Source organism: Amycolatopsis sp. NPDC102522 (genome assembly GCF_055584485.1).
The window spans coordinates 25323-47393 of sequence record NZ_JBVJLY010000029.1; the positions used below are offsets into that span (position 1 = coordinate 25323).

At 68.4% G+C, this 22071-nt stretch carries 20 protein-coding genes; 18 read left to right on the plus strand and 2 right to left on the minus strand.

Annotated features, from left to right (window positions below; translation table 11 throughout):
- Window positions 1–9: 9 nt before the first annotated feature.
- Genes ACZ6YV_RS39645 through ACZ6YV_RS39690 form a run of 10 tightly spaced genes read left to right on the plus strand, consistent with a single transcriptional unit; the run spans window position 10 to window position 10651 of the window.
- The gene (locus ACZ6YV_RS39645; RefSeq protein WP_465514532.1) at window positions 10–375 is read left to right on the plus strand and encodes a cupin domain-containing protein; all 366 of its coding nucleotides are present in this window, start codon (window positions 10–12) and stop codon (window positions 373–375) included.
- On the plus strand, window positions 372–1997 hold the full coding sequence (locus tag ACZ6YV_RS39650; protein ID WP_465514533.1) for a class I tRNA ligase family protein: 1626 nt from the start codon (window positions 372–374) through the stop codon (window positions 1995–1997). Before ACZ6YV_RS39645 ends, ACZ6YV_RS39650 begins: the two co-directional genes overlap by 4 nt.
- A gap of 7 nt (window positions 1998–2004) precedes the next feature.
- Complete coding sequence (locus tag ACZ6YV_RS39655) at window positions 2005–3261, plus strand: MFS transporter (RefSeq protein ID WP_465514534.1); 1257 nt, start codon at window positions 2005–2007, stop codon at window positions 3259–3261.
- 31 nt (window positions 3262–3292) lie between these two features.
- Window positions 3293–5032, plus strand: coding sequence for an ABC transporter substrate-binding protein (locus ACZ6YV_RS39660; protein WP_465514535.1), 1740 nt, complete (start codon window positions 3293–3295; stop codon window positions 5030–5032).
- A complete protein-coding gene (locus tag ACZ6YV_RS39665; protein WP_465514536.1) occupies window positions 5029–6309 on the plus strand; it encodes an ATP-grasp domain-containing protein in 1281 nt (426 codons plus the stop codon). Before ACZ6YV_RS39660 ends, ACZ6YV_RS39665 begins: the two co-directional genes overlap by 4 nt.
- On the plus strand, window positions 6306–6767 hold the full coding sequence (locus ACZ6YV_RS39670; protein ID WP_465514537.1) for a cobalamin B12-binding domain-containing protein: 462 nt from the start codon (window positions 6306–6308) through the stop codon (window positions 6765–6767). Before ACZ6YV_RS39665 ends, ACZ6YV_RS39670 begins: the two co-directional genes overlap by 4 nt.
- A complete protein-coding gene (locus ACZ6YV_RS39675; protein ID WP_465514538.1) occupies window positions 6764–8071 on the plus strand; it encodes a methylaspartate mutase in 1308 nt (435 codons plus the stop codon). Before ACZ6YV_RS39670 ends, ACZ6YV_RS39675 begins: the two co-directional genes overlap by 4 nt.
- Complete coding sequence (locus ACZ6YV_RS39680) at window positions 8068–9063, plus strand: asparagine synthetase A (RefSeq protein WP_465514539.1); 996 nt, start codon at window positions 8068–8070, stop codon at window positions 9061–9063. The genes ACZ6YV_RS39675 and ACZ6YV_RS39680 overlap by 4 nt, the downstream gene beginning before the upstream one ends.
- Window positions 9060–10325, plus strand: coding sequence for a glutamate synthase-related protein (locus ACZ6YV_RS39685; protein ID WP_465514540.1), 1266 nt, complete (start codon window positions 9060–9062; stop codon window positions 10323–10325). The genes ACZ6YV_RS39680 and ACZ6YV_RS39685 overlap by 4 nt, the downstream gene beginning before the upstream one ends.
- On the plus strand, window positions 10322–10651 hold the full coding sequence (locus ACZ6YV_RS39690) for an avidin-fold protein (protein ID WP_465514541.1): 330 nt from the start codon (window positions 10322–10324) through the stop codon (window positions 10649–10651). Before ACZ6YV_RS39685 ends, ACZ6YV_RS39690 begins: the two co-directional genes overlap by 4 nt.
- A 264-nt stretch (window positions 10652–10915) precedes the next feature.
- Here the strand turns inward: ACZ6YV_RS39690 and ACZ6YV_RS39695 are convergent, their stop codons facing one another.
- Both ACZ6YV_RS39695 and ACZ6YV_RS39700 read right to left on the minus strand, forming a co-directional pair.
- Window positions 10916–11266, minus strand: a complete 351-nt coding sequence (locus tag ACZ6YV_RS39695) for an MmcQ/YjbR family DNA-binding protein (protein WP_364200164.1) — start codon at window positions 11264–11266, stop codon at window positions 10916–10918.
- Complete coding sequence (locus tag ACZ6YV_RS39700) at window positions 11253–11942, minus strand: hypothetical protein (RefSeq protein ID WP_465514542.1); 690 nt, start codon at window positions 11940–11942, stop codon at window positions 11253–11255. Before ACZ6YV_RS39700 ends, ACZ6YV_RS39695 begins: the two co-directional genes overlap by 14 nt.
- 187 nt (window positions 11943–12129) lie before the next feature.
- On the opposite strand from ACZ6YV_RS39700, the gene ACZ6YV_RS39705 reads away from it, so the two are divergent.
- From ACZ6YV_RS39705 to ACZ6YV_RS39740, 8 genes are all read left to right on the plus strand, one after another.
- The gene (locus ACZ6YV_RS39705) at window positions 12130–13596 is read left to right on the plus strand and encodes an NB-ARC domain-containing protein (RefSeq protein ID WP_465514543.1); all 1467 of its coding nucleotides are present in this window, start codon (window positions 12130–12132) and stop codon (window positions 13594–13596) included.
- An 87-nt stretch (window positions 13597–13683) separates the two neighbouring features.
- Window positions 13684–15252 (plus strand): carbamoyltransferase C-terminal domain-containing protein, encoded by a 1569-nt coding sequence (locus ACZ6YV_RS39710; RefSeq protein WP_465514544.1) that lies wholly within the window; start codon window positions 13684–13686, stop codon window positions 15250–15252.
- A 102-nt stretch (window positions 15253–15354) separates the two neighbouring features.
- On the plus strand, window positions 15355–16512 hold the full coding sequence (locus tag ACZ6YV_RS39715; RefSeq protein ID WP_465514545.1) for an NAD(P)/FAD-dependent oxidoreductase: 1158 nt from the start codon (window positions 15355–15357) through the stop codon (window positions 16510–16512).
- A complete protein-coding gene (locus ACZ6YV_RS39720) occupies window positions 16509–17762 on the plus strand; it encodes an ATP-grasp domain-containing protein (protein WP_465514546.1) in 1254 nt (417 codons plus the stop codon). The genes ACZ6YV_RS39715 and ACZ6YV_RS39720 overlap by 4 nt, the downstream gene beginning before the upstream one ends.
- Before the next feature lie 79 nt (window positions 17763–17841).
- Window positions 17842–18654 carry a dimethylargininase gene (gene ddaH / locus ACZ6YV_RS39725; RefSeq protein ID WP_378242398.1) on the plus strand — a complete coding sequence of 271 codons (813 nt, stop codon included), beginning with the start codon at window positions 17842–17844 and terminating at the stop codon, window positions 18652–18654.
- Between the two features lie 10 nt (window positions 18655–18664).
- Entirely contained in the window at window positions 18665–20083 is a 1419-nt protein-coding gene (locus tag ACZ6YV_RS39730; protein WP_465514547.1) for a cation:proton antiporter, read from the plus strand.
- A 6-nt stretch (window positions 20084–20089) separates the two neighbouring features.
- Window positions 20090–21103, plus strand: a complete 1014-nt coding sequence (locus ACZ6YV_RS39735) for a TauD/TfdA family dioxygenase (RefSeq protein ID WP_465514548.1) — start codon at window positions 20090–20092, stop codon at window positions 21101–21103.
- Window positions 21104–21346: 243 nt separating this feature from the next.
- Window positions 21347–22018 (plus strand): phosphate signaling complex PhoU family protein, encoded by a 672-nt coding sequence (locus ACZ6YV_RS39740; RefSeq protein ID WP_465514549.1) that lies wholly within the window; start codon window positions 21347–21349, stop codon window positions 22016–22018.
- The last annotated feature ends 53 nt before the right edge of the window (window positions 22019–22071 follow it).

The following is a 22071-nucleotide window of genomic DNA, read 5'->3' on the forward strand; positions in this document are numbered from 1 at the left end:
GAGAAAGTCATGGAGCTGCGTCCGCTTGAGCGGGAAAAGATGGTCTTCGAGAACGGTGCCTACGGCCAGCGGCTCCTGCCGTGGGCGGCGCTGAACGCGCCGTTCGAAGGCGCCTGGGTCACGGTGCCGGCACGCGGCGCGACGGGTGCGCATGCCCACCACGAGTACGAGATCTTCATCGCGGTCAAGGGCGAAGCGGTCGTCGAGTCCGGGGGAGAGCGCCGGGCGTTCCGGCCGGGCGACGTCGAGTTCCACAAGCCCGGCACCGAGCACCGCATCCTCAACGACGGCGCGGAGGACTTCGAGATGTACGCGATCTGGTGGGACTCCGACATGACGGTGAAGTTCGCCGCCCGGCACGAGGAGCTGGCGTGACCACGGCCGACACGCGGCCGGTGGTGATCATCGGCGGCCCTCCGACGTCCAACGGCGACCTGCACATCGGGCATATCGCCGGCCCGTACCTCGGCGCCGACGTGCACCGGCGCTACCTGCGGGCGGCAGGCCGCGAAGGTGTCTTCGCTTCCTGCACCGACGACAGCCAGACCTACCTCGTCACCAGCGCGGCCCGGGTCGGTTCGACACCGCCCGAGCTGGTGAAGCGGTCGACCGAGGATATCCAGAGCACGTTCAAGGCGATGGGCGTCGAGGTCGACGGCTTCTCGCCGACCGACGAAGGTTACAAGGCACTCGTCTACGACTACGTCAAACGCTTGTACGACAAGGGAAAGCTTCGCCTCCGCAAGGTGCGGCTGCCCTACAGCGAGAGCAAAGGCGAGTTCCTGGTCGAGGGTTTCGTCGGTGGCGGCTGCCCGACCTGTCTCGCGGACAGCCGCGGCGGGTTCTGTGAGGGCTGCGGGCATCCGATCGACTTCGACGCGCTCATCGAGCCGTACTCGGTGCTCGACCCGGCCGACGAGGTGACCTACCGCGAGACGGAGATCATGGTCTTCCCCGTCTCGGAGTACCGTGAACAGCTCCTCGCCTACTACGAGGAACGCGGTCCCTCGTGGCGGCCGCACGTGCTCGGCCTGATGCGGGAACTGCTGGCCGGCCCGTTACCGGACTTCGCGATCACGTATCCGGTGAAATGGGGACTGCCGGCACCGTTCCTCCAGACCCCGGGACAGCGGCTCAACGCGTGGGTCGAGGGAATGCCCGCCTCGATGTACTGCACCGAGTACGCGTTGCGGCGCAACGGAAAGCCGAAGACCGCCGACGACGACGCGTGGCTCGCGGAGAACGACGCGCGGGTCGTGGTGTTCATGGGTTTCGACCCGCTGTTCACCTGGGGCGTCGTCCACGTCGCCGAGCTGATCGCCCTCGAGGGCCGCTACGTCCTCCCGGACACCCTGCTCGTCAACGAGTTCTACGAGCTGGAGAACGAGAAGTTCTCCACCAGCAAGGGACACGTGGTCTGGGCCCGCGAGCTGGCGGCCGAGGTGCCGCGTGACATCGCGCGGTTCCACCTCAACCTCACCGCTCCCGAGTTCGCCCGGACCAACTTCTCCCGCGCCGCGCTGGAGAAGGTCGCGGGGGAGCGGCTCGTCGCACCCTGGAACGAACTCGCCGAGACGCTGGCCAAGCTCACCGCCGAGGTCGGCGGCGAGAGCGGCTCGCTCCCGGTCTCCGCCGAGGCCACGGATCGCGCGGCGGCGATGGTCTCCCGGTTCGCCCTGAACTACGAACTCGAGGACTTCAGCCTCAGCCGGGCCGCCGATCTGATCGTGCAGCACGTCGGGCGCCTGCGCACGGCGACGGAACGCACGCTGGAGAGCAACCTCGACCAGGAGGTGCTCCGCGGCGCGCTGGGCGACCTCTTCCTCGAACTGCGTGCCCTGATCGGCTGCGCCTCGCCGATCCTGATCGATCTCGCCGAACGTGCCGCCGAAGCGGGCGGATTCGACCTCCGGATCACCGCGGACGCCTTCGACGTCACGCACACCACGGCCTTCGCCGTGCCACCACTGGAATTCCCCCCGACGAGCGAGGTCTGAGAACCCCATGTCACTCGACAGCACCCTCACCCCCGACGCGGTCCGGAGTTCCCGGCTCGCCGAACGCCTGCTGGTCCCGGCGGGCTTCGTCACCACGGCGGGCAACGCGTTCCAGATCACCGCCGCCGCGATCCTGGTCTTCCACGCCGAGCAGACCACCCTCGCCGTCGGCTGGCTGTTCATCGCGGTGTCGATCCCGCAGGTCGCGCTCGCGCTGCTGTTCGGCAAGCTGGTCGACCGGGTCGACCGGCGGATGCTGTGCGTCGCCGCGGACCTGGTCAGCGCGATGACCGCGTTCGCCCTGCCGGTCTGGCTGTGGATCGGGGGTCCGGCGAACCTGGGTTCCTACATAGCGAACTTCATGCTCGCCTGCACCGCGGCGCTGTTCATGCCCGCGAGCAACGGCCTGATCAAGGAACGGATCGCCGACGATCGCCTCGGGAAGTTCAACTCGCACTTCGAGATGGCGAGCAACTCCGGCATGCTGCTGGCGTCGTCGCTCGCCGGGTTCCTGGTGATCTGGTTCGGTGCCACGCCGCTGTTCATCTTCAACTCGCTGACCTTCATCCTCTCGGCCGTCCTGGTCTACGCGATCGGCCGCAAACCCGCCAAGGCGCCGGTGGTCGCCGAAGCGGAAGCGGACCCGTCGGCGTCGGTCGAGGCTCCCGTGCACCAGCCGATCAAGCGGCTCGCGCTGTTGTACGCCAACGGGAACATCGGCCTGATGGTCGCCAACGTCATCCTCACGACGCTGATCCTGCAGACCTTCGACCAGGGCGCGTGGATGATCGGCGTGGTCGACGCGCTGGCCGGGGTCGGCTTCATCGTCGGCGCCGCCGCGTACGGCAAGGTCAGCAAGCGGTTCAAGGGCATCCATCTGGCCGTGCTCGGCACGCTCGGGAACCTGATCTGCCTCGCGATCCAGCCACTGCACTACATCGCGCTGATGGCGGCGATCCCGTTCGCCGGGTTCTGCTTCGCCCAGGGCCGGATCGCGGCCCGGACCCTGCTGATGCGGGCGAGCCCGGAGGACCGGGTCGGCCGGATCTTCGGTGGCACGCAGGCGGTCGGTCTCGGCCTCGGTGTCGGGGCGACCGTCGGGCTGTCCGCGCTGGCGGACGCGACCACCGTCCCCTACGCGTTCTGGGGCCTGGCGATCCTGCAGGGCGTGATCGTGATCGGCACCTACTTCAGTCTGGCGAAACCGCTGTCGGCGCAGGAGAAGAAGCAGCCGGCCGAGGTTCTCGAGGCGACCGCCGCCTGAGCGCGGCCGAATTCTGGAGGAAGCGAACATCATGACGGACAAGCGGATCAAGGGTGGCGTCGCGACCTGGGCCTGCCTGCCCGGGTTCCCGCCCGCGGTGATCTTCCCCTTCACCCCGGGTGAGCGCTTCGGCGTACGGAGCCTCTACGAGTTCCAGATGCTCATGTACCGGCCGCTGTACTGGCTGGGCCGTGACGGCGCGCCGGAGATCGACTGGGACCTCAGCGTCGGCGAAGAGCCGGTGTGGGACGAGACCGGCCGCACCTGCACCGTTCGGATCAAGCCGTGGAAGTGGTCCAACGGCGAGACGGTCTGCGCGGACAACGTCATCTTCTGGATGAACATGCTGAAGGTGAAGGGGCCGAGGTTCGGCGCCTACTCCGAGGGCTACTTCCCGGACAACCTGGTGTCGTTCGGGAAGGTCGCCGACGACAAGGTGAGCTTCACCTTCGACAAGGCGTACTCGACGAACTGGGTGCTGCTGAACCAGCTCACCATGATCACGCCGATGCCGAAGGCCTGGGACCGCACCGCGGACGGCCCGGCCGACGCGACACACGACATCGACCAGGCCGAAGCGGTCTACGAGTTCCTGATGGCGGAGAACGGCGACGTCGTCGAGGAGGACAACTCGCACCGGACCCGCTGGGCCGACAGTCCTGTGTGGAGTGTCGTCAACGGACCGTGGCGGCTCAAGAGCTACACCGAGGAAGGTGTCGTCACCTTCGTCCCGAACGAGCACTACAGCGGGCCGAACCCGCCGCATCTCGACGAGTTGCGCCAGGTCTCGACGACGTCGGACGAGCAGCAGTACGAACTGCTGCAGTCCGGTGACGTCCAGGTCGGGTTCCTGCCGCCGGGGATGGGCGTCCAGCCGGACGGTGACCCGACCAAGGGCGGGCCGAACCCGCTCGGCGACGGGTTCCAGCTGGAACCGCAGATCCTGTTCAACATCAACTTCATGGCGGTCAACTTCAGCAACCCGACCGTCGCCGGGAACCTGATCAGGCAGACGTATGTCCGGCAGGCCCTCCAGAGCTGCTTCGACCAGGAGTACGGCGCGCGCGAGGTCTACCAGGGCTACGGCTGGAGCCAGACCGGGTCGATCCCGGTGCTGCCCAAGAGTGACCTGGTGTCGCCGAAGATCACCGAGCGCGGCGGGTTCTGGCCGTTCGACCTGGAGAAGGCGCGGCAGTTGCTCGCCGACAACGGCTGGGACGTCAGCGCTTCCCCCGCGGTGTGCGTGCGGCCCGAGGAAGCAGGCGAAGGCATCCCGGCCGGCACCGAGTTGAGTTTCTCCCTGCGCTACTGGGAAGGGCGGCCTTCGCTGGCGCGGCTCATGGCGCAGTTCCGGGACGACGCGGCGAAGGCCGGGATCGAGATCCGCCTGGAAGAGGTGATGGGGTCGGTCCTGGTGGCGGAGGACGGTCCGGGTGAGAAGCGGATGTGGGAGCTGTCCTGCTGGGGCGGCGGCTGGGTCTACAACTACCCGACCGGCGAGAACCTCTTCCAGAGCGGGGCCGCCTGCAACTTCAGCAACTACCGCGACGCCAAGGCGGACGAGCTGATCGCGAAGACGGTCACCTCCGACTCCCTCGAAACGCTGTACGAGTACCAGGAGTACATCGCCGAGCAGGCCCCGGTGATCTTCATGCCGACGTTCCCGCGACGGCTGTTCGAGGTCGCGGGCAACCTGCGTGGATTCTCGCCGATCAACCCGTACGGCCTGATCAACCCCGAGAACTGGTACTACGTCCAGGACGAGTCATGACGCGGCCGGTGGTGCTGGTCGGGTTCGTGGCCGCCGCGCTGGGGTCGTCCATCAAGGACTTCCAGCCGGACGGCTCGGTCATCTTCGTCGAGGAGCCCGACGTCATCCGCAAGCGGAACGCGCGGGAAACGGTGGCCGGTTCGGCGCTGGTGCGCGAACTGATCGAGTGGGAGTTCCACCTCCCCGGCAAGGCGGACGAGTTCTACCACGTCCACCGTGACCTCGACCCGGCCGCGGTGGTGCCGTTGACCGAGTACGCGACCCCGTTCGCGGCCCGGCTCGCGGAGCGCTACGGCCTGCCGGGCGCGGGGTTCGGGGCCGCGCAGATCCTGCGGGACAAGGCGGTGCTGCGCCTGGTCAGCCGGGCGGCGGGGATCGCGAACCCGGCGTCGGCGCGGGTCGAAAGCCCGGAGCAGGTCCGCGAGTTCATGGCGCGGCATCCGGGGAAGACCGTGCTGAAGCCCGCGAACCGGCAGGCGTCGGTGGGGACCCAGGTGCTCACCGACGCGGCCGAGGCCGAGCAGGCGTGGGCGAACTGCGTGGTGCAGGACGAGGGCATCTTCGTCCCGGATCGCGCGATGGAACTGAAGATGCTGGCCGAGAGCTTCGTCGAGGGTGACGAGTACAGCGTCGAAATGCTGCTGCGAGACGGCGAACCGCTGTTCGCCAACGTCACCGGCAAGGAGCTGTTCCCCGGCCCTCGGCCCGTGGAACTCGCGCACATCGTCCCCGCCGACATCCCGGACGACCTGACGGCGTCGCTGAACGAGGAGACCCGGCGGCTCATCGCCGCCGCCGGGTTCCGCACCGGGATCGTCCACTGTGAATGGATCGTCTCGGACGGTGTCCCGTATCTGGTCGAATGCGCCGGCCGGTTCGCCGGCGACGGCATCATCGAGCTGATCCAGCGCGCCTATCCGGTGGAGCTGAATCGCGCCTACTTCTCGGTGATGAAGGACGAGCCGGTCGTGGACGTGCTGCCGCGCCAGGCCGAACGCGGTGCCGCTGTCCGGTTCCTCTCCATCGAGCCGGGTCTCATCGAGGACGTGCGCGGGGTGGAGAAGGCGTCGCAGGCCGAAGGCGTGTTCATGTGCGACGTCGGTGTTTCGGCAGGCGACCGGTTCGACGGGCTGCGCAGTTCGTGGGACCGCGTCGGCGATCTGATGGTGACCGCGGACAGCCCGGCGAAGGCGTTGCGCCTGGCCGAAGAGGCGGTCGCGCTGATCGAGATCGACGTGCGGCCGGACGGCGAAGAGAGGGAGAAAGCCGCACCATGAGCATCGAAGCCGTCCAGCCCGCACTCCCGGACGCCGGTCTCGACGTGATCGTCACCGGGCTCTCGTCCGACGCGCACACCTGGAACCTGGTGTACCTGGAGCTGTTGCTGGAGGAACTGGGCTGCCGGGTGACCAACCTCGGCGCCTGCGTCCCGGACGCGACGATCGTGCGCGAATGCGCGCTCCAGCGACCGGATCTGGTGGTGATCAGCAGCGTCAACGGGCACGGCTGCCGGGACGGGGTCCGCCTGATGGGTGCCTTCCGCGCCCATCAGGCGCTGGTCGCGACGCCGGTCGTCATCGGCGGGAAGCTCGACGTCGTGGGCGGCAGCAACGCCGCACGGCTGATGGCGGCGGGGTTCGACGCGGTGTTCGAAGACTCCGGCGGGCTCAGCCAGTTCCGGACGTTCATCCACACCTTGTCGGTCCGCACCGGTGTGCCGCTGGGTGCCGGATGAAGGTGCTCGCCCCGCGACGGGGGCTTTCGTTCGGCGAGGTGGTCGCGCGCCACCATGCTCGGGGAGAGCTGGTCGTCCAGCCTCGGATGGGTTTCGCGGATCCGGAGCGGATGGGCCGGGGGCTGCTGGCGACCCGCGCGGCCCGCGCCGCGACCGTCGGCACGATCACGATCGACAGCTACACCCGGGTCGGCGACCACGAAGCCGCGCGCGAGGCGCTGGCCGCGGGCGCGGATCTCAACGGCTACCCGCTCGTCGACCACGATCCTGCGACGACGGCTGCCTTGCTCGGCGCGGTGCTGGACGGGGACTTCCCGGTGCAGATCCGGCACGGCTCGCCGGATCCCCGCCGGATCGTGCGGACTTTGCTGGACCACGGGCTCCACGCGACCGAGGGCGGGCCGGTCTCCTACTGCCTGCCCTACAGCCGGATGCCGCTCTCGGCCGCCGTCGACAACTGGCGGCGATGCTGCGAGACCCTGGCGATGGCCAGGGGACCGGAGCTGGAACCGCATCTGGAGACCTTCGGCGGCTGCATGATGGGCCAGCTGTGCCCGCCGGCGCTCTTGGTCGCGTTGAGCGTGCTGGAGGGGATGTTCTTCTGGCGGCACGGCGTCCGGTGCCTGTCCTTCAGCTACGCGCAGCAGACCCACGCCGGGCAGGACGAGGAGGCGATCGCCGCGCTGCACGCCCTGATCAGGGAATACGTGCCGCACGCGCGGACGCATGTGGTGATCTACGGCTACATGGGCGTCTACCCGAGGACTCCCGGCGGCGCGCTGGCGCTGATCGCGGAGTCCGCGAGGCTGGCCGCCCGCACCGGTGCGAGCAGGTTGATCGTCAAGACCACCGCCGAAGCGCACCGGGTGCCGACCGTGGCGGAGAACGTGACCGCGCTCGAACACGCCGCCGCGGCCGCCGACGGTGTCACCCGTATCGGCAGGCTCGGCGACACCGGGATCCACGCGCAGGCGAAGGCGTTGGTGGACAACGTCCTTTCGCTCGACAGCGATCTCGGGCGGGCGCTGGTCACCGCGTTCGCCCGGGGCCAGCTGGACGTCCCGTTCTGCTTGCATCCGGACAACGCCGGCCGCGCGCGGGGACGGCTGGACCCCAGCGGGCGCCTGGAATGGCAGCGGATCGGCGGGATGCCACTGGGCGATCTCGTCGACCCGCCCGCGGACCGGCGGATGACGTCGGGCGATCTGCTGGACGCGCTCCGGTACGTCGAGCGGACGTTCGACGAGCGGTACGGGATGCCCGGAATCGAGACCACGCAACTAGTACAGGGGAGTAGGACATGACTGGTACACCCGAGGTGGCACTGCCGCCGGGCACCCGCGAGCACCTGACGTCGCCGGTGACGCAGGCGGCGTTGCGCATCCAGAACAGCATCACCGCCGGTACCCGCGAATACCTCGGAATAAACGGGTTCGTGGAACTGCAGCCGCCGCTGATCGGGCCGGTCACCGACCCGGGATGCCGTGGCGCCAAACAGGTCGACGTCGACTACTACGGGCACAAGTACAAGATGATGACCAGCGTCATCCTGTACAAGCAGGCGTCGTTGCTCGCGTTCGACAAGATCTTCTACGTCGCCCCGAACGTGCGGCTGGAGCCGCTGGAGACCTCGACCACCGGGCGGCACCTGGTCGAGTTCACCCAGATCGACGTCGAGGTCGCGCGGGCGAGCCGCGAGGACGTCCTCGACCTGGCGCAGGGCCTGCTCCGGCACGTGGTGACGTACACGCTGCGAGAGTCCAAAGTGGACCTTGCCACGCTCGGCCGGGACCAGGCCGCGTTCACGGCGTTGCTGGACGAGGACTTCGAGCGGATGACGCACCGCGAGGCGGTGTCGCGGCTGCAGGGACTGCTGCACGGGCAGAGCGCCGACGCGGAGATCGACTGGCAGGGCGAGCGGATCATCTCCGAGCAGACGAACCGGCCGTTCTTCATCGTCGACTATCCCAAGGGCTCGCGCGGGTTCACCGATGGCGAGTCGAGCACCGAGCCTGGGGTGCTGCGGAACTTCGATCTCGTCGCCGCGGAGGGGTTCGGCGAGCTCTGCAGCGGTGGCGAGCGCACGCACGAGTACCGGCGGCTGATCGAACGGATGCGGGAGACGGGGGAGAACCCGGCGAAGTACGCCTGGTACCTCGACCTCGCGCGCGAAGGACTGCCGCCGAGCGCGGGCTTCGGGATGGGGCTGGAGCGGGTGACGCGCTACATCGCCGGGCTCGACGCGGTCTGGCAGGCCAACGCGTACCCGAAGCTGCCCGGGATCGCGACGCCGTGATCACCGCACGGCAGCTCCCCGAAGACGCGATCCGGGCCAGGGCGCGGGAAGGCAGCGCGGCGATCTTCCCCGACGTCGGGGGATACGGCCGGTCACTGTTCGGTGCGGACGTCGGCGCGGACGTCGGCTCGGGTGGCGATGAACTCGACCGCGCGCGGATCGTCCCGCCGGTGTTCGTCCCACGGCGCCTTGAGAAGATGTTCGACCTCGCGCGCGAACCGGTCTACGGCGATGTCGGGCTCTCGACGGTCCTAGGCGGCTTCACTGCGCCGTCGCCGGTGTTCCTGTGCGCGTTCGGATCCACGCAGGTGGCGGGCAGCGGTCTCGGGATCGCCGCGAGCGAGCAGGCGGGCAGGCTCGGGATGCCGATGGTGATCGGCGAGAACGTCGTGCCCATGCACGGCTACGGCCGGATGGGCGAAAACGCCGAAGACGGCCTGCTCGGCCGGATCCGCGCGTACGCCGGCGCGGTGCCGGACGGGCTGGGCGGCGTCGTGGTGCAGCAGAGCACCGAAGACGCCGACGCGGAGGTGTGGAACCTCGTCTACAGCGACCCGTCCGCGACAAAACTGCTGGAAACCGGGCGGCTGGCCTTCGAGCTCAAGGTCGGGCAGGGTGCCAAACCGGGTCTCGGCGGGATGACCGTGCTCTCGCGCACGGCCGCCGGCGAGATCGCCGAACAGTACACAGTGGACGAAACCTTCGGTACGGACACGGCCATGGTGCTGCGCTCCAGCAGCCCCGGCACGTTCACCGGGGAGATCCTGCGCCAGCAGATCCACCTGATGCGCAACAACTACCCCCGCGCCAGGGCCTGGGTAAAACTGCACCCGGGCCGTGACGTCGGCGAGGCGGCGCAGGTCGCCTGGGCGGCGGGAGCGGACGCCGTCACCGTGGACGGCGCCGAGGGCGGCACCGGCTGGGCGCCGTCGGTGTTCCTCGACCAGGTGGGGCTGCCGCTGGTGGAATGCCTGCGCCGGGTCGGCAAACACGACGCGTCGCTGCTGGTTTCGGGGCGGATCTGGGAAGGGGCCCGCGCGCTGAAGTGCCTGGCCATGGGCGCTTCCGCGGTCGGCCTCGGCCGGGCGGCGCTGCTGGCCGTCGACGAGGACGCGACCGAGGGCCTCGTGCGGCTGGTGCGGTGCCTCGAACTCGAACTGCGGCTGCTCACCAGCGCGCTCGGGAAGTACGACCTCGCGGATCTCACCTCGGACGACCTCTGGTTCCCAGGTTCTTCGGCACGGACGGAGCAGCACGGATGATCAACTACGACGGGAAACGCTTCCGCAAGGTCAGCACCGACCCGAACGCGCCGGTCACCCTGTACCGGCAGCGGGACGACCTGGTGTGGGCCGAACTGACCGGTGGAGGGGTGCGGCTCGGCTCGCTGACCGGGAAGTGCGGCGAAGACGGCACGATCGACATGGCCTACACGATGGTCCTGGCCAGTGGTCAGGTGATCTCGGGGCACAGCACGAACACGCCGGAGTACCTGCCGGACGGGCGGATCCGGCTGAACGAGGTGTGGGAGCGGTACGGGACCCCCGGCTCGCGCGGCACCTCGGCGATCGAGGAGGTCGCGGAGTAGGACCGCCCGAAGTACGTGAAGGCCCCCTTCATTGCGCTAGGCGCAGTGAAGGGGGCCTTCACGTACCTGGGCTTCGGCGCCGCACTCGCGAGTTCCGTCTCCAGACACGCGAGTCACGTCTCTGATCACGCGAGTTCCGGCTGCGGACCTGCGGCGGCGGGCGCGGGTTGTCGTGAACGGGCCTTTTCTATCGCCCGAAAGGTAATTCACGGGACCGAAAAGGGCAGCCGAAGGGGCTGAACGGAGCACGCCGAAAGGAGTAACTCAGTGCGGGTTCTTTTCGAGGTATTCCGTCCAGACCTTCTTCGGCACGCACATTCGCCACGAGTCGACGATCAGCTCTCGTAACTCCTCGTAATCGATCGCGGACAGCCGGACGCGAACCCACTGATAGCGCATATCGGACGGAATCGGCATCATGAACTTGTCCGGCTCGCCGGCCACCAGTGCTTCGCGCTCTTCTTTGGGATAGCCGAATCCCAGCACGGTTTCGTCAGGCGAGAGCGAAAGGAACACGATTCGCCCCACGCGGAACTTCGCCCGGTCGCGGACCAGGGCCTCATAGGCGCGAGGCAGCTCCGACGCGATCCGTCTGACGTCATCACCGGTTACCATTTTTCCACCATTCTCCGCTTTCTGTTCCCCAGTCACCCTTGGCGCCCATGGTGAAGGCGACGTAAAGGTATTCGTCGAGGACCTTCGCCAGTGACACGGGTCTGCCCACAAGGGCGGGGATCTCCTCCCCGCCGTCTCCCGCCTCCGCGATCACCGCGGCGGCCCACTCGCGGCCGAGCCGTAGATGCCTGCCGAACGCGGCACCGTCCCTGGCGCCGTGGAGGGTGGCCGCGATGGCCGCGTCCCACGGCATGATCGCGTTGGGACGCAACGCATACAGGGCTTTCGCCGCGGCGGTCGGGCCCAGCGTACGCCTCGTCCGTCCCGCTGAGACGACGACACCCGAGAGGTCCGCGTACGCCTTCGCGGCCGAGTCGATACCCGCATCCGTTAGGTGGACGAGGTCGACTGTGGGCAGTGCGGCACCCCAGGTCTCCCACCAGGCCCGGACCCCGTCGTCGAACGGGGCGGGCTCGCCGTCGCGGGGATACCGGATGCGGCATCCCCACGAGTTCAGCCAGCGCAGAAGAATTGTGCGGTGTGCGGGCTGTGACAGGTCGATCGCGGACTGCGTTTCTCGGAGGAGTCGAAGCCATGAGGTGTCGGCATTCGCGAAGCCGTTGAACACTTCGGCGGTGCGCCGGAGTTCCGAGAGTGGGGGCAGGGGGCCAGACATGGGCGAACCCTATCCGGTGCCACCAAGGGGGTGAATTTCCGCGTCCAACTATTGGACTTTGTACATTGAGTCACCTATTTGTATCTGCTGCAGGGTTCATTGGTCCTTTAGGGTTGTGGCCAGGAAGGCCACAAGGATGGCGGTCACGCAGTGCGATCGTGTTACCCCATCCAGGGGAGGAGAAGGCATGGGCAGACCCGAGCGACCGTTGGACGGCTCCACTGGTCCGATCGCCGCATTCGCTCATGATCTGCGCGTTTTGAGGAACCGGGCGGGAAACCCGAGCTACCGGGAACTCGCCAGGACGGCACTGTTCGCACCTTCCGTATTGTCCAGCGCGGCCAGCGGACACCGGCTGCCCACTCTCGCCGTGACCTTGGCGTTCGTCTCCGCGTGCGGGGGAGACCGGGCGGCGTGGGAACGGCGTTGGCGGAGTATCGCGGGGCAGACCGGGGCGGGCGTCGAGGCGCGGGAGGAGCGTGCGCCCGCGCCGGCACCGGCCGAGATCCCGGCGGATGGCGCGCACGCGCTGGCATCCGGCGTCATCCATCTCGCCCGTCCGGCCCAGTTGCCCATGGGGTCGAGGACTTTCGTCGGCAGGGAAGGGGATCTGGCCGACGCCGCCGAGATGATCGGGGCGACCGGTCCGGTCAAAGTGCCGCTGCTCGTCAGTGGTCCGATCGGTGTAGGTAAGACCGCCTTCGCCCTGCGGCTGGCCGAAGAGGTGGCGGCGGACTTCCCGGACGGGCAGCTCTACGCCGACTTGAGCAACAGCGGGACCGGTGGCCGCTCGGCCAACGGGATCGTGCGCGGCTTCCTGCGCGCGCTCGGCGTGCCGGCGCATCTCGTGCCCGACGACCCGATGCAGCGGATCGGGCTGTACCGATCCCTGCTGGCGGAACGCAGGTTGTTCGTGCTCCTGGCGGGTGTCAGCGACGAGGGGCAGGTGCGGCCGCTGCTGGGTCAGGCTCCGCACAGCCAGGTCGTGGTGACCAGCCGCGCGCGGCTGCTCGGGCTGGAGGACACGAACCGTATCGAGCTGGATACGTTCTCCCGCAAAGAATCACTGGCATTGATCGGGCGGATCGCCGGGCCGGGCCGGGTGCGGGCGGAGCACGACGCGACCGATTCGATCGCCGAACTGTGCGGGGATCTGCCGCTGGCGGTCAACATCGTCGGCCGCAAGATCGCCGCGCGCCCGGAATGGGCGATCGCGTACACGGCGGGACAGCTCGCCGACCGCGAACGGCTCATGGACAGCCTCAGTGTGGGTGACGTCAACGTCCGGGACCGGTTCACCGCGGCGTACGAACATCTGTCGCCCGCCGAACGCGAGGCCATCCACCACTTCGGTCAGAGCGGGGCGGGCTGGACGACGTCGATCGGCGTCGCCGCGGCGATGGGCATCATGATCGAGACCGCCGACGAGCTCCTCGAGTCCGTCGTGGACGCCGGGCTTCTCCAGCGCGCCAACGTCGCCGGCCGCTACGCGGTCTCCCGGTTGGTCAGCGCGTTCGCCGCCGAGCGGCAACGGGAACCGAATCCGTTCGCCGCCGCCGTCCCGATGGTCGGCCGCAGGGCACGGAAGAACGCGTTCGAATCGCTGCGGCACGAGGCCGTGCGCACTCTGCCGGGCGGCTCGTCCGAAGGTTGATTGTTCGAGCCGCGCGGCGCTTCCGGTCAACGGGCCGCGCGGCTTGAATGAATCGACGAATGCAGGCGAGCGAAATTCGGTGACACAATGCTGATTCTGTCGATGAAGGAGGGCCACGATGGCGGGATCGTGGCGATCGAGGACGGCAAGCTGCTGTTCGCGCTGGAGTCGGAAAAGGACAACTACCCGCGCTACGACCGGATCACCGGCGAGCTGATGGCGCGTGCGGCGGGCATGCTCGACAAGCAGCCCGACGTGGTCGCGCTCGGTGGCTGGGTCAAGGGCGAGTTCTCGGTGGAACCCCCTTCCCGCACCGGATACTTCGGTGTCGGCGAGGGCGCGATCTCCGACGAGGCGGGCAGGTTCTTCGGCAAGGACGTGCGCTACTTCTCCTCCACCCACGAGCGCTCGCACATCTACACCTCACTCGGGATGGCCCCCGCGGCCCCCGGCCAGGCGTACTACTCCCTGGTGTGGGAGGGGAACATCGGGGACTTCTACCGGATCGACGAGCGCGGCGAGGCCACCCACCTGAAGCACGTGCTGGCCGACCCCGGCGCGAAGTACGCTTATCTTTTCGCGCTGGCGGACCCGGGTTTCCCGCTCGGCAAGGGAAAGTTCCGGTTCAACGACGCCGGCAAGCAGATGGCGCTGACCGGGTTCGCCGAGCCGGGCCCGCTCACGCCGGACGAGCAGAAGACCATCGACTTCATCCTCGACCGCGACGGCATCATCCTCGGTCTGGGCAAAGAGGAGATGTCCTGGTCCCATCTGTACAACGCGGGCGTGTGGTCGCAGGAATACCGCAACGCCGCGGCGAAGCACTCGCAGGCGATCTTCAACCGGTTCCACGACTACGCCGAGAAGAACATGACCGAGGGCCTGCCGCTGCTGATCTCCGGCGGCTGCGGCCTGAACTGCGACTGGAACCGGTTGTGGCGTGAGAGCGGCCTGTTCTCTTCGGTGTTCGTGCCGCCGTGCCCCAACGACAGCGGTTCCGCGCTGGGCACGGCCATCGACGCGCAGTGGTTCTACACCGGACAGGCGTCCATTGATTGGGACGTCTACGCGGGGGAGAACTTCGTCGAGGACGTGATCCCGGACCCGGCCAAGTACGAGACGCGGCCGCTCGTGGCGAGCGAGGTCGCGAAGTACATCAAGGACGGCAACATCATCGGCTGGGCACGAGGCCGGTACGAGATGGGCCCGCGGGCGCTGGGCAACCGGTCCATCCTCGCCGCGCCGTTCACGGTGGACACCACCGTGCGGCTCAACAAGATCAAGCGTCGCGAGGAATACCGCCCGATCGCCCCGATCGCGCTGGAATCCGACGCGCCCAAGTGGTTCGTCGGCTCGGTGCACGACCCGTACATGCTGTACTTCAACCACGTCACTTCCGACGAGCTGAAGGCCATCACGCACGTCGACGGGACGGCGCGCACCCAGACGGTGACGAGGGAACGCAACGCCGGCATCACCGACCTGCTCGAAGCGTTCCGCGAGCAGACCGGGTTCAGCGTGCTGTGCAACACCTCGCTGAACAACAACGGGCGCGGTTTCCTCAACCGCACCAGCGATCTCATCGAGTACGGGGAGACGTACGGCCTCGACGGCTACGTCATCAACGACACGTTCGTGACCCCGCGCGTCTCCTGATTCCTTGCCCGACGGGGGCAAGACCCGGATGCCACGCTCCCAGTCGTGGCATCCGGGGACCCCGTGGTGCCCAAGCGCAATTTCGCCCGGAGGGGGAAGATCATGCGAATCGTGCTCGCGGGCGGCGGTGTCATCGCGCTGCTGACCGCGGTGGAGTGCGTGTCGGCCGGGCACGAAGTGGTGATCGCCGATCAGGCGGACATCCCGTTTCCCGGTGCCACGTCGTTCGATCGTCATCGCGTGCTGCGTGCGTTGCATCCCGGTGACCTCGTCACCACGGCGGCCGCGGTCGGCGCGCATCACGCGTGGACCGAACTCGAGCACCTTTTGCGCACGACGTTCTACGAGCAGGTCGGCGCGCTCACCGCGATCGCGGCGGACGAGGCGGCGGCCGCACGGGACCTGTTGATCGCGGCCGGGTCCAAGGCCGAAGTGTTCGGAGCGGACGAGCTGGCCGCCGAGTTCCCGCACGCCGGGTTCACGCCCGGGACGGGCGCGGTCTTCGAGTCGCACGCCGGTGTCCTGCTCGCCGATCGGGTACTGGCGGCGTGCGCGGGCTGGCTTCGCTGGAACGCGAACGCGGAACTCCACCCGCACCGCAAGGTGGTCGGGGTCGACGCGGACCGGGCAGAGGTCCGGCTGGCCGACGGCGGGCTCCTGGGGGGCGACGCGGTCCTGCTGGCGGCGGGGCCGTGGTCCCGGGATCTGCTGGCCCCCGAACTGGCCAGGGAACTCGTGCTGCACCGGCAGACGATGCTCTACTGCGACGTCCCGCCCGCCGACGCCGCCGCGTGGGTGGCGACACCGGCGATCACCTCGCTCGGCTCCACCGGCGGAGCGTGGCTGGTCCCGCCGGTCGCCGGGACGCCGTTGAAGCTCAGCGCCGCGAGCGCCTGCCGGGTCGTGGACGAGATCGGCGGCGCCACCGCGCCCTCGTGGTGGCGTGAGCACCTGATCGACACGTTCACCGCGCTGATCCCGGGCTTCCGCCGGGACTGGCTGATCGACACCCGGGACTGCCACTACCTGGCCCGGCGCTCCACCCTCGGCCCGATGCTCGCCGTCCTCGGCGACCGGGTCCTGTCCTACGCGGCGTGCGGCGGCTCGTCCTTCAAGTTCGCCCCGCTGATCGCCCGGTCCCTGGCCGCACGCCTGACCGGCGCGAACCCGGCCCCGACCGGACTCGAACCGCTCGACCGGCCGCTCGTGCGCGCGGCCGGCGTCCACCCAACCCGTCTTGCCCTGCGAGGTGTGTCGTGAAACTGCTCGCGCTGGAAGCCAGCCAGAACTCCTACTACTACCTGCCCCGGTACCAGCAGATCGAGGATTTCGGCGGGGTGCTGTACGTGCTCAACGGGATCGGGACCGAGGATCTGTGGCCGTCCGAGCGCTACCGGATCGCCGGCAGCAACCACATCGACGACCTGATCGAGCACGCGAAGGCCTGGCACGCGGAGGAGTCTTTCGACGGCGTGCTCACCTTCTCCGAGTCCGGCGTGGTCCTGGTCGCCGCGGTGGCCGAAGCGCTCGGCCTGCCCGGCATCGGGTTGGACGCGGCACGGACGAGCCGGAACAAGCTGATCATGCGGCAGGCTCACGAAAAGGGCGGTGCCGCGCATCCGGACTTCCGGTTCGTCGAGGATCTCGACGCGGCGCTGCGGGCGGCGGACGATTTCGGCTACCCGGTGATCCTGAAGCCGACACTCGGCGCCGCCAGCAACTTCGTCTTCCGCGTCGACGACGAGGAGAAGATGCGGGAGCGCTACGCGCAGGCACGCGAAGGCATCGACAAGATGACCTGGTACAACATGGAGGCCGAAGGGCTCGACCTCGGCCCGCACGGCTTGCTCGTCGAGTCCTTTCTGGATGGTCACGAACACCTCATCGAGGCGCTCGCCTGGGACGACGAAGTCTACCTGGGGTCCATTGTGGACAGGGTCACGTCGGAAGGTGAGACCTTCGACGACGACGTGCACCACGCTCCGACGTCGCTGACCCCGGAGCAGGTGGCCGAGGTGCACGCCGTGGTGACCGCCGGGGTGCGGGCGCAGGGCCTCACCCGCGGCGCGCTGCACGCCGAGGTCCGGTTCCACCAGGGCCAACCGTTCCTGCTGGAGATCGCCGTCCGCCCCGGTGGTGGGGGACTCGACCACATGGCGCGGCTTTCGGCCGGATACGACCCGATCCGGGGACTCATGGACGTCTCCCGCGGCGTGCGGCCGGACGTCCGTCACTTCACGCCGACCGGGCTGCACACGGCCGCGATGTGCCTGATCTGCCCCGGTGGCGTGATCGCCTCGATCGAGGTCCCGCCGGCGGTGAACGAGTCGGAGTCCCTGTACTACCTCAAGATCTTCGCGAAGCCGGGTGACCTGATCAAGCGCCCGCCGCTGGGCAACAACATCTTCGGCGGCATCGGCGCGCTCGGCGCGTCCTTCGACGAAGCGATGCGCAACGCGAACGACCTGGCCGGGAAGATCGAGGTCAAGCTGAGCGAAACCCAGAAGTAGCAACGGATTCCGTTCGACGAAGCCGGCCCTTTACCCAGGGTCCGGTGGAGGAAGACGCCCAAAACCGCGTGGAGGAAGTGTGTCAAGGACAGCCACCGAACGGCATTACCTGATGGTCAGACCGACGTATTTCGACGTCGAGTACTCGATCAACCCCTGGATGGACCCGAAGAAACCCACGTACACCGAGCTGGCCATCGCCCAGTGGGAGTGGCTGCACGACCTGTACGTCGACCTGGGGCATCGTGTCGAACTGCTCGACCCGCTGCCCGGCCTGCCCGACATGGTGTTCGCGGCCAACGGCGCCACCGTGGTCGAGGGGCAGGTCCTGGTCGCGCGATTCCACCACATGCAGCGCGCGGGCGAGTCCGAGGCGTACCTGGAGTGGTTCCGGGCCAACGGATATCGCTACGTGCGGCAGGCGCAGTGGGTCAACGAGGGGGAGGGCGACTACCTCGTCGCCGGGAAGAAGATCCTCGCCGGGACCGGGTTCCGCACGAATCCCGAGGCGCACAACGAATCCCGCGAGTTCTTCGGCCGTCCGGTGATCGGGCTGACGCTGATCGACCCACGGTACTACCACCTCGACACGGCGCTCACCGTCCTCGACGACGAGACGGTCATGTACTACCCGGGGGCGTTCTCCGAAGACAGCCGTCTGGCGTTGAAGGAGATGTACCCCGACGCGATCCTGGCTTCCGAACGCGACGCTTCCGTCTTCGGCCTCAACGCCGTTTCCGACGGCAAGCACGTCGTGCTCCCGCAAGCGGCCACCGAACTGACCGCGCAGTTGCGTGAGCATGGCTTCGAACCGATCGGCGCCGACCTGTCGGAACTGCTCAAGGCGGGTGGCAGCGTCAAATGCTGCACGCTGGAACTGCGTGCCGGGTAAGGAGAACTCGATGGATTCAGCGGTAGGGGACCGGACTCGGCGCACCACGCCGCGCCGGATCCTCGTCGGTACGGCGCTGATCGCGGTAGCGGTGGTGGTCATCGCCGTGGTGCTCGGTCTGGGCTCGGCCTACGAACCGGTCGCGGGCCCGTCGGCCAAGGCGGCCGGCGGACCCGACACCTACGCGCGCCTGCTGGTCGCGCTGCCGGTGATCCTGGGCGCCTGTTACCTGGCGGGGGTGCTGGCCAGGCGGCTCGGCCAGCCCGCGGTCATCGGCGAGATCGTCGCGGGCATCCTGCTGGGGCCGTCGTTGTTCGGGCTCGTCTGGCCCGGCGCGTTCGGCTGGCTGTTCCCCGGCGGGGTGGTCTCGGCGATCAACATCCTGTCGCAGCTGGGTCTGATCTTCTTCATGTACCTGGTCGGTTCCGAGATCGACGTCGACGCGGTGCGGAGACGAGGGTTCACCGCGGTGACGGTCAGCCAGGTCAGCATCGCGCTGCCGATGGTCTCCGGCATCGTGCTCGCGCTTGGCATGTACCCGCTCTTCGGCGGCGACGTCAGTTTCCTCGCGTTCGGCCTGTTCATCGCGGTCTCCATGAGCGTGACGGCCTTCCCGGTGCTGGCGCGGATCCTGACCGACCGCGGCATCTCGAAGACCCCGCTGGGCGCGCTCGCGCTCACCTGCGCCGCCGTCGACGACGTCGCCGCGTGGTGCCTGCTGGCCGTCGTGGTCGCCGTCAGCCAGGGCGGTTCCCCGTCCGAGGTCTTCCTGACCGTCGGGCTCACCCTGCTCTTCGTCGTGGTCATGGTCTACGTCGTCCGGCCGCTGCTGGGCAAGCTGCTCGCCAGGGCGCCGGAGCCCGCGGTTCTCGCGATCCTGCTCGGCGGGATCATGCTGTCGGCGCTGGCCACCAACGAGATCGGCATCCACGCGCTGTTCGGCGCCTTCCTCTTCGGCGTGATCGCGCCGAGGCAGGATCCGGTCGTCGCCCGCGCCGCCGGGAAGCTCGGCAGCGTGACCTTGACGCTGCTGCTGCCGCTCTTCTTCGCCTACACCGGACTGCACACCGAGTTCAGCCTGCTCGGGTCCGGCTCGATGTGGCTGTGGACCCTGCTGATCACGGCGGTGGCGGTGTTCGGGAAATGGGTCGGCAGCACCACGGCGGCCCGGCTGACCGGGGTCGGCTGGCGTGAATCGCTGTCGCTCGGGGCGCTGATGAACTGCCGGGGGCTGACCGAACTGGTGGTGCTCAACGTCGGCCTCCAGATGAAGGTGATCAGCCCGACGGTGTTCGCGATGCTCGTGATCATGACGCTGGTCTCGACGATCGCCACCGCCCCGGCGCTCAGCCTGATCGCCAGGTTCGGGAAGAAACCCGAGAAGGACTTGGACAAGACCGCCGGTCCAGCGGCGGCGGAAAGTAGATAGGACACCATGACCAGCAAGGAAGAAACCCTAGTCGGCACCTTCGCCGAGGTCGTGCTCACCGATGAGGTCAGGGACGTCATCGGAGGCGATCTGCGGTCCTTCCCGGACCCCGTCGTCGACATCGACCGTTCGCTGGCGATGCTCCGGGTCGCCTTCGCGAAGCTGCCCATCGACCAGCTGCAGACGATCCTGGACTTCGGCAGGCACGTCGACACCCCCGGTGTCGCGCTCGTGCGCAACCTGCCGGTGGACCCGGAACTCCCGGAGACGCCGGTCGACGGGGAACCCAGCGCGGACAAGAAGACGTTCGTCGCCGAGACCGTCCTTTTGGGACTGAGTCAGCTGCTCGGCGAACCCGTCGGGTTCACCACCGAGAAGAGCGGGCGGCTCGTGCACGACGTCGTCCCGGTCTCGGCGGGCGCGCGGAGCCAGACCAACCAGAGCTCGCACGTGTTCCTGAACTTCCACAACGACATCGTGCACGACGAGGTGGGCCGGTACGACGTGTCCAATCCGGACTTCCTGGTGCTGAACTGCGTCCGCCAGGACGGGAACAAGGAGGCCGTCACCTACTACGCCGACGGCAGGGACATCTCGGCCGCCCTGGACCCGGAGGTGCTCGACGTCCTGCGCCGTCCGCTGTTCCGCCTCAACGCGCCCGGCAGCTACGTGCGTGACGTGGCCAAGGGCTCCGACGTGCTGTCCGACCTCGTACCGGTGATCTCCGGGCCGGCGGACTCCCCGGAGGTTGCTGTCTCGGCCAACGGGGTGGTGGGGGAGACCGTCGAGGCGGAACAGGCGCTGGAGGAACTGCAGCGGGTCTGCCGCGAGGTCGCGCACCAGGTCAAACTGGAGCCGGGGACGGCGCTGCTGATCAACAACCGCAAGGGCCTGCACGCGCGGTCGCAGTTCTTCGCCCGGCACAACGGGCGCGACCGGTGGCTGCAGCGCACCTACATCCGGCGCAGCCTGTGGACGATCCGGTACCGGGGGACGGCCGAGGACCGGCGGGTGCACTGACCTGCGGATACCTGCCTCGTGAGTGGCGTTTCGGGGTTCCGGGGTTTGAAGTACATGAAGGACCCCTTCACTGCGCTAGACGCAATGAAGGGGTCCTTCATGTACTTGGGGAAGGGGCCTCCAGCACGATCCTGCTTTGAAGCCGACGGCGACGCCGATTGAGCCGGAGCGGCGGCGGGTAACCGTAGCTATGATCAGCGACGACAACAGGATCGTGGTGCTCGAAGCCGAGAAGGTGCTCACATGAGGGAACGATTCCAGGGTGAACTGAGCGTCCTCGGCGAGCTTCTGTCGACCATGTGCGGCATGGCGTGTGAGGAGCTGCGCCTGGCCAACCGGGTCTTTCTCGACAGGGACGCCGAGGCCGCCGTCGAGCTGGCGACGGTCGAGGCGAAGCTGAACGCGGCCCGGACCGAATGCGAGGAGACCGCGCAGAAGCTGCTCGCGCTGCAGGCGCCGGTCGCGGGGGATCTGCGGACCGTGCTCGCGGCGGTGTTCTGCGCGGACAGGCTGGAGCGCATGGGCGACCTGGCCCAGCACATCGCCGACCAAGCCGCGCGAGAGCCCGAGTTCGCCGTCCCCGACGCGCTGACCGGGCGTTTCGGTGAGATGGCCGGACTGGTCCGCTCGATGGCGGAAGACCTCGGCGCGGCGATCGAGGGACCGACGGCCGAGGTGTTCCACTCGCTCGCCCGAACCGATGAGCGCGTCGACGCACTGTACGAGGAGCTGTTGACGCTGGTCACCGGCCCGGACTGGACCGACGGCGTCGCACCCGCGATCTCGGTGGCGCTGCTGGCGCGGTTCTATGAGCGCTTCGCCGACCAGGTCGTCTCCGTCGCCCGGAGGGTCGATTTCGCGCTCACCGGGGAGCTGCCCGAATCCTCCGTACGGGATGTCCCCGCCGAGCTCTGAAGCTTGCCGGGAGCGCGTGAAGGCCCCTTCCCTCGGCTCAGCCGAGGGAAGGG

Bases quoted from the DNA above. Each gene is read 5' to 3' on its own strand.
- ACZ6YV_RS39645 (WP_465514532.1), top strand. From the start codon at position 10: ATGGAGCTGCGTCCGCTTGAGCGGGAAAAGATGGTCTTCGAGAACGGT.
- ACZ6YV_RS39655 (WP_465514534.1), top strand. From the start codon at position 2,005: ATGTCACTCGACAGCACCCTCACCCCCGACGCGGTCCGGAGTTCCCGG.
- ACZ6YV_RS39660 (WP_465514535.1), top strand. From the start codon at position 3,293: ATGACGGACAAGCGGATCAAGGGTGGCGTCGCGACCTGGGCCTGCCTG.
- ACZ6YV_RS39665 (WP_465514536.1), top strand. From the start codon at position 5,029: ATGACGCGGCCGGTGGTGCTGGTCGGGTTCGTGGCCGCCGCGCTGGGG.
- ACZ6YV_RS39670 (WP_465514537.1), top strand. From the start codon at position 6,306: ATGAGCATCGAAGCCGTCCAGCCCGCACTCCCGGACGCCGGTCTCGAC.
- ACZ6YV_RS39675 (WP_465514538.1), top strand. From the start codon at position 6,764: ATGAAGGTGCTCGCCCCGCGACGGGGGCTTTCGTTCGGCGAGGTGGTC.
- ACZ6YV_RS39680 (WP_465514539.1), top strand. From the start codon at position 8,068: ATGACTGGTACACCCGAGGTGGCACTGCCGCCGGGCACCCGCGAGCAC.
- ACZ6YV_RS39690 (WP_465514541.1), top strand. From the start codon at position 10,322: ATGATCAACTACGACGGGAAACGCTTCCGCAAGGTCAGCACCGACCCG.
- ACZ6YV_RS39695 (WP_364200164.1), bottom strand. From the start codon at position 11,266: ATGGTAACCGGTGATGACGTCAGACGGATCGCGTCGGAGCTGCCTCGC.
- ACZ6YV_RS39700 (WP_465514542.1), bottom strand. From the start codon at position 11,942: ATGTCTGGCCCCCTGCCCCCACTCTCGGAACTCCGGCGCACCGCCGAA.
- ACZ6YV_RS39705 (WP_465514543.1), top strand. From the start codon at position 12,130: ATGGGCAGACCCGAGCGACCGTTGGACGGCTCCACTGGTCCGATCGCC.
- ACZ6YV_RS39710 (WP_465514544.1), top strand. From the start codon at position 13,684: ATGCTGATTCTGTCGATGAAGGAGGGCCACGATGGCGGGATCGTGGCG.
- ACZ6YV_RS39715 (WP_465514545.1), top strand. From the start codon at position 15,355: ATGCGAATCGTGCTCGCGGGCGGCGGTGTCATCGCGCTGCTGACCGCG.
- ACZ6YV_RS39730 (WP_465514547.1), top strand. From the start codon at position 18,665: ATGGATTCAGCGGTAGGGGACCGGACTCGGCGCACCACGCCGCGCCGG.
- ACZ6YV_RS39735 (WP_465514548.1), top strand. From the start codon at position 20,090: ATGACCAGCAAGGAAGAAACCCTAGTCGGCACCTTCGCCGAGGTCGTG.
- ACZ6YV_RS39740 (WP_465514549.1), top strand. From the start codon at position 21,347: ATGAGGGAACGATTCCAGGGTGAACTGAGCGTCCTCGGCGAGCTTCTG.